The sequence below is a fragment of the Bradyrhizobium sp. P2_E8 genome (assembly GCF_056403875.1).
The window spans coordinates 1-6,762 of record NZ_JBFUES010000370.1; the positions used below are offsets into that span (position 1 = coordinate 1).

General features: G+C 58.4%; 6 protein-coding genes. 3 read left to right on the forward strand and 3 right to left on the reverse strand.

From position 1 onward, the window contains the following. Window positions 1-134: 134 nt before the first annotated feature. Both AC1D00_RS20645 and AC1D00_RS20650 read left to right on the forward strand, forming a co-directional pair. Window positions 135-281, forward strand: a complete 147-nt coding sequence (locus AC1D00_RS20645; protein ID WP_167771607.1) for a hypothetical protein — start codon at window positions 135-137, stop codon at window positions 279-281. A 303-nt stretch (window positions 282-584) separates the two neighbouring features. Further along, entirely contained in the window at window positions 585-1,745 is a 1,161-nt protein-coding gene (locus AC1D00_RS20650; protein ID WP_477011939.1) for an AI-2E family transporter, read from the forward strand. A 193-nt stretch (window positions 1,746-1,938) separates the two neighbouring features. Here the strand turns inward: AC1D00_RS20650 and AC1D00_RS20655 are convergent, their stop codons facing one another. Next, window positions 1,939-2,493, reverse strand: a complete 555-nt coding sequence (locus AC1D00_RS20655; RefSeq protein ID WP_477011940.1) for a hypothetical protein — start codon at window positions 2,491-2,493, stop codon at window positions 1,939-1,941. Window positions 2,494-3,832: 1,339 nt separating this feature from the next. Next, entirely contained in the window at window positions 3,833-4,597 is a 765-nt protein-coding gene (locus AC1D00_RS20660) for an outer membrane protein (protein WP_135179606.1), read from the reverse strand. 417 nt (window positions 4,598-5,014) lie between these two features. Here AC1D00_RS20660 and AC1D00_RS20665 point away from each other — a divergent pair, with 417 nt between their 5' ends. Further along, window positions 5,015-5,587: a flavodoxin family protein gene (locus AC1D00_RS20665; protein WP_477011941.1), complete on the forward strand. Its 573-nt coding sequence runs from the start codon at window positions 5,015-5,017 to the stop codon at window positions 5,585-5,587. A 153-nt stretch (window positions 5,588-5,740) separates the two neighbouring features. On the opposite strand, the gene AC1D00_RS20670 is transcribed toward AC1D00_RS20665, so the two are convergent. Further along, on the reverse strand, window positions 5,741-6,433 hold the full coding sequence (locus tag AC1D00_RS20670; protein WP_477011942.1) for a hypothetical protein: 693 nt from the start codon (window positions 6,431-6,433) through the stop codon (window positions 5,741-5,743). Between the last annotated feature and the right edge of the window lie 329 nt (window positions 6,434-6,762).

Consider the following 6,762-nt stretch of genomic DNA (forward strand, 5'->3'; position numbering starts at 1 on the left):
CCCAAGGGAATTCAGAAGGCGCACATCCTCCGGACTATAGAAATATCGGAAGACACTATTAACTAGGACGTGTGGCACGCATGGATTGCGGGCGTCTGCCGACTCAAGTTCTTCGCGAATGAGGGAGGTCAGCTATGGAGGAGTTCATTCACCGAGAGAACCTGGCCCTGTTCAAGAAACGTCTTGCTGAACCGCACAGTGAAGCGGAGCGGGGAGTGCTCTTGAAGTTGCTGGCGGATGAGCAAGCGAAACAGCCTCCGCAGAAAAAGGGCGTTCTCTAGTTGCGTTGAAACTGCACTCAAGGAACGGTCGCTCAGGAAAAATGAATATGGGTGCAGCACTCAGGCCCGATCTATAATTCTGATTACATCGGATGGCGTGTTCGCTCAACCGAAAACGGGGCTTGGTACTGGAGTGGTAAAAGCGCTGGCAAAAACAACTTGATGCTCAAGTGGTGACATTGAGCGGAGCTTTGGGAACGAAAGTTTCGGTTACGCACGCCAAGTTTGCGGCCACGTAATTTATGCGGGCACGGCGCACCCGAAGCGCGCCGAGGTCGTTGCTTGTTCGGAAGGATAACCCCAATGGTTGCCGCCAAACGACCTCCAGAGCGTTCCTCATTGACGCCCGTACCGGACGATAACCCGTCAGAGCCAAATGCCGCGGTGACGGAGGTCGTCGACGAGACGGAGATGCCGCTGCCATCCGATCCGCGCACGTTCTTTCTAGGTGGTTTATTCGCGCTGGCTGCCTTGGCGGCGCTCTACGTGGCGAGCTCGATCATCCTTCCCGTCGTGCTCGCCCTCGTATTGAATCTCCTTCTTCAACCCGCTGTCCGTCTGTTGGGGCATGTGCATGTGCCTCGCGCGGTCGGAGCGCTCTTGACCGTCTTCCTGGTCATTGGAGCACTTGTAGGGCTCGTGGCGGCCTTATCGGTACCGGCCGCGACCTGGGCGGAGCGGCTGCCCGAGGGCATACCGCGCCTGGAGGCACACTTGGAGGTTATAAAAGGGCCAATCCAGGCTTTGCAAAAGATAATCCAACAGGCCGAGCAGGCGGCAGACGCTCCCCCTGGCCGGGGTTCGATCGTTTCGGTTCGCCGCGACCTTGGCATAACGGGCGCACTTTTCGCAGGGACGCGCTCCGTCCTCGATGGCCTGTTTACGACCGTCTTGGTGCTCTATTTTCTTTTGGTGGCCGGCAACATATTCCTTCGACGCGTCGTCGAAATCCTGCCGACGTTCAGCAACAAGCGGCAAGCCGTCGATATCTCTCAGCAGATCCAGGAGGACATATCGGGCTATCTGGTGACGATCACGGCCATGAATGCCGCGGTGGGCGCCGCGACGGCGGCCGCGATGTATCTTTGCGGCCTGGGAGATCCCTTGTTGTGGGGCACCACAGCCTTCCTGCTCAACTACATTCCAATTATAGGGCCGCTATTCGGGGTCTGCATCTTCGTGTTGGTCGGATTGCTGAGCTTCGAAAGCTTATGGTGGGCCTTGCTGCCACCGGCCATTTACCTTGGAATTCACCTGGTGGAGGGCGAAACACTGACGCCCATGTTGCTTGCGCGGCGCTTCACCCTGAACCCGGTGTTGATCATCTTGTCGCTGGTGTTCTGGTTCTGGATGTGGGGCGCGCTTGGGGCGATCCTGGCCGTCCCGATGCTGGCCATCCTGAAGATCATTTCTGATAGGTTGCGCCCGTTAAAGGCCCTGGGACACTTCCTTGAAGGGGAATAGCGACATCGGATGTCCCGTAGCAACGGAAACGCTTGTGACGGCTTAGGCTTTACGCAATCATTAAGAGGCTATGTCGCCCATTGGCCCGAAGGCGAAGAGGTTCGGAAAGCTGCATATGTCCGCTGCAAGGGGCAGACCGGAAATCGGCGACGTAGCTTTCGACTCCCGCCGTTGACCCCATAGTGGCCTTGCGTCAATTTTCAGGGCCGGTTCCCCGAGGGCCGACGSCCCCCCAGGCTTCGACCGTCTTACTTGTCGGGGTGCGGTGAGGCTCCAATTGGCCAACGCTGGAGGAGCAGTCTCTCAGCTTCGTCAGTGCGTCGGTAGCCGTCCGACCCAATTGCGCAATCGCTWCGTCGGTGAGGATCGATCTCGTGCTTCTAAGCCGCTCGACGCTGATATTCAAAACAGTCAGCTTCTCCTTCAGTTGCGCGATCTCTATTTGACGGGCTGGATTTTCTGCTGTCTTGAACCCCCCGACAGCATCGCGAAGCGCGCGGACTTCCGCCGTCAGTTTTCGGAGATTCGCCAACACTTCTTTCGCCGGCAGATCGACTTTCGACAGTACTGCCTCGGTCATCGTTGCGACGACGTTTTCGGCAAAATGGTCGACGCGGGCAATCGCGACGAGCGCAAGAATCGCGGCGACGATCACCAGGATCGCCGTTGCATTGATCAGCGCCAGCAGCAACTGCCSAGGGAGCTTCCACAACCGTGCGGTAATTCCATTGCGATCGGGCTCGGTCACGATTGCCTCCTGCGTCCAGGATCCCGGGCTCTCTCTTCCGCATCTGTCGGCGCGGTGACGGCCCGCGAGCACACCGGCGCGCCTCATGGGACCAATAACCACTGATCTCCGGCAAACCTCGGCGCCGGCATCGCCCGGGGCCGCTTTTTCGCTGGGCACGAATTTCCGTGGCTGTCGCCCTTACACCTTGCAAAGCGCGAACGGCGCGCAACACCGGCGAGGCAGCAGCCGGGTCCCCTTAAGGAGACTGGGTACCGCGCAAGTTTTAGTAGCAAGGTCCGTAGGGGTAGTATCCGCAGCGTCGCGCGCCATAAGCTCCGTAGGCTCCATAAGCTCCGACGGCAGCAGCGCCGACACCTACTGCCACTCCACGGCGTACGGCTGCTCCACGATAGACACCTCCTCGATAAACGGCTCCGCGGTGGACGCCACCGCGATAGACGCCCGCGCGACCAACGCCGGCGCGATACGCGAAGGCGTCAGTTGAGATAGTCGCCATGCACCCGATGCCGATTATAGCGGATGCAGCAAGCGAGAGAATAATCCGGCGCGACATGATTGATGTCCCTTCTTCACGCTGATCAACTTGTGAGGCTATTCTTCCATCCGGCCCCCGTCTGTTGATGTGGATCAATGTAGGCACTCGCGTTTTGGTCGCATTGACAGCATCTAGTCAGGGAGATTTACATGAGTGCAATCATCAAGTCGGAAATGATCTCTCGCCGAAACGCCCTTTCACTGATGGGATTGGCGGCTGCGTTCGGCCTCGCGGCGGCCCCTACGGTACTGACARTATCCGATGCTGAGGCTCAGACTGCTGCGGCTCCGACTGCTGCGCCGCCGACCGCTGCGGCTCCGACCGCTGGCATGGAACGGCGTCAGGAGCGGCGTTCAGCACGGCACGAGCGGCGTCAGGAGAGGCGCACAGCGCGCACAGAGCGGCGTCAGGAGAGACGCACTGCGCGCACAGAGCGGCGTCAGGAGCGCCGCACAGGTACAGCTACCGGGACAGGTACAACAACCGGTGCAGGTACAACAACCGGTGCAGCTACAACTACCGGCACAGGTACCGGCGCGAAAAAGTAATTCCACTGGCCCGGCGAAGTCACTTGCTGGTGGCGGATTGATTGGAGAGCGCGCCGATAAAGGTGCGATGTCGCTTAATGGCCCATCAGCGAAACGGCGACACGCCTCATTGAGGTCCGTTCAACGGGGCATAGCAGACCCGACTTGCTTACGTTGAGTCCTTCGCATTTTGACCCACCTCAGACGCTAGCAATTCATAGTCCGCAAAAAAGCCCCGGCGAGCCGGGGCTTTGGTTTGCGCAGATGGGTGCGATCAGTATCTGGCTGCGACCGGTGCGCCGTATCCACCGAAGCGGTAGTTCAACCGAAGCGCGACCATGTCCACATCTTGGCTCACGCCGCTGCCGGTGAGGATGAACCCTCCGGGAGTAACCACGCCTGCGAAGCCGGCATTATCACGCCCCATCCAGAGATGGTCGTATTCGATACCGAACGACCAGTTGGGCGTGAAGCCGTACTCCCAGCCAACGCCAAGGGCGCCGCCCCAGCGTGTGTGGCCTGCCGATGCCAGGCCGACCCCGGTGATGTTGTTGAATATATCGAATCGATTGCGCGTCACGGCGGCGCCGCCCTTCACGTAGAACAGCGAGGCGTTCCACGCCCAACCGAGTTGCGCCGTGAAGAGCCCGATGGCGTCAATCTTGCCTGTGGTCGAAATCAATGGATCGATCAGACTGACGCGCGTGTTCTTGATTTCGGCCCAATCTCCCTGCGCTTCCAGGCCGAGCACAAATTGATTGGTTTGCCAGCGGTACCCGATCTGTCCGCCCGCGAAGCCCCCGGAGCGATCGGCGCAACCACCTGCGACTGTCCCTGCGGGCGTCACGAAATCCACACAACCGTGGCTTTGCCCCCAACCTCCGTTGGCGCCGATGTAGAAACCGGTCCAATCATAGATCGGCGCGACCACCGGGGGCGGGGCCTTGACGTAAGGTTTAGCAGCCAGATCAGCCGCTGACGCGGGCGCCGCCATGCTCACTGCCAGCAAGGCCACGCCACTTAACAAAATCTTCCTCATTATTTTCGCTCCATCCACGTTTCACCCGAACGATGCCGGTTCTTTTTCGAATGTCCGGCKTCCCAGCTCGAACCTAGCTGAGCCGACCAGCATGCGATGTGCCTAGGCCGCAACAGTCGGGAAAATTCAGCAACATGCGCGCTCTAGTTGAGTAAGTGCAATTGACCAATTAACGAAGGAAGTTTGCGCCTTGGAATTTGCGCCAGCGATGTCTGTTATTGGCCCTTAGCCGAAGGTCGATTGAGCGCGTGTCATGTCGGCTGTCAGGGGCAAACCGGACGCCGATCCAACTTGGCGTCCACCGCTGCTTTTGACCCGAAGCGGAAGTCGGCGCTCATGCTTAAGCGATGAGAAGGGGCATTGAGCCAACCTTGCCCTTCCGGCTAAACTGAGCTGGAACAGGGGCAGGAGCAGCACTTGATCAGGCTCGCCATCGTCTACTTTTCTGCAACGGGGACCACCGCAAGGTTAGCGGAAGCGATCCAAGCAGGAGCTGCAGAAGTCGCAAATGCGACATTGTGCCGGATTGTCGGCGACGACATTGTCGCAGGGCGCTTTCAGAATGAATGCACCATGAACACCGTTGATGCTGCGGATGCAGTCGCTTTTGGCAGCCCAACGTTGATGGGTGGGCCGGCGGCTCAGTTCAAGGCATTTGCTGATGCGACCAGTGAAAGATGGAGTGAGCAGCGCTGGGCGCGCAAGGTCGCCGCAGGCTTCACGACAGGCTCGTGCGCGAACGGCGATCAGGGCCACACCCTGACCTATTTCACCGTGCTGGCCGCTCAACATGGCATGCTGTGGTGCAGCCTTAACATCCCGGGTGGTAACGATCAGCGCGGCCGCAACCGCCTGGGAAGCCAGATCGGATTGGCGACCCAAATTGTCGATGGGGAGTTGCCGCACTCTGATCTGGCTACTGCGCACTACTTGGGAAGACGATTGGCCGACGTGACGCGCCCATTCGTGACCAGCGCGTTGCATCCTTGACCGGACGGCCGCTACTGGCCCTTAGCCGAAGGTTGATTGAGCGTGTGTCATGTCGGCTGTCAGGGGCAAACCGGACGCCGATCCAACTTGGCGTCCACCGCTGCTTTTGACCCAAAGCGGACAGAAGTTGGGATTGCATCACGCCCGATTGTCTCAAGGGTTGCTTCGATAGAAATCGCGCGCACTCAGTTCGTTAGCAAGCGTGTTTCGCGAATGATACTGGTCTCCGTCGAGGTGAGCTTTCATGGTCTTAAGCCACGGCAGCTTAACTTCAATACCCGTAGTCAATGGGTCCTCCGTCACCTCAATGAGTGCGTCGCGAAGCACAACCCCAGAGGCGAATGCTGCGCCTAGATTTCTGGGATCGATTTGTTCAACTGACTTTGGATCGTTGAGATCGCGAAATTTGACCAACATCGGAATTTGATCGAACCTCAACACCCGACGTGGGTGCTGCTCTCTCAATAGTCGCACTCGCGGAAGGGGATCGGTCTCGCTCTTGAGCAAATCGGCAAAGGCATCAAACAACATCCATGCAGGACCACCCAAATCTCCGTAGCCAGCTTTCGGCCCACGCAGAAGCGCGAAAAGCGCACCRTGAGTGCCGAGATCGACCACAACAGCATCGCCGCTAACCTCGTTGCCGAAGCCTCCTATGGAGCCAAAGAGGCCTCTCGTGTCGGACTGCTTGACTTGAATGACGCCAGAACCACTGACGACCTTTCCATCAACTTCTACGTTGATTGTTAAGCGGTATCTGATGGTCTCGCTCAGGGAGCCGCAACCTGTTAGGACGCTCCCCAAAATCCAGAGCGCTGCCAGCCACCTCAGGCGCTGTAGAGCCATCGTCTCCCAACCACTAATGGACATATCAAAGCCGTTGAAGCTATCCGACGCACCAACAGCTAATGGTTGTGCATGGAAAGCGTCTAAGGTTCGGTAAATTGTGTTGATCGACAGGGGGACCGATAGCTGAGCAGTTCCGCTTGTGGCCCTTAGCCGAAGGTTGATTGAGCGCGTGTCATGTCGGCTCTCAGGGGCAAATCGGACGCCGATCCAACTTGGCGTCCACCGCTGCTTTTGACCCAAAGCCGACGTTGTTAGCGTTCAGTAACGGCTACACGAAAAATGCTCTGCCTTTGATTTTCGTTTCTTTGATTAGAGCGGTGCAGAGT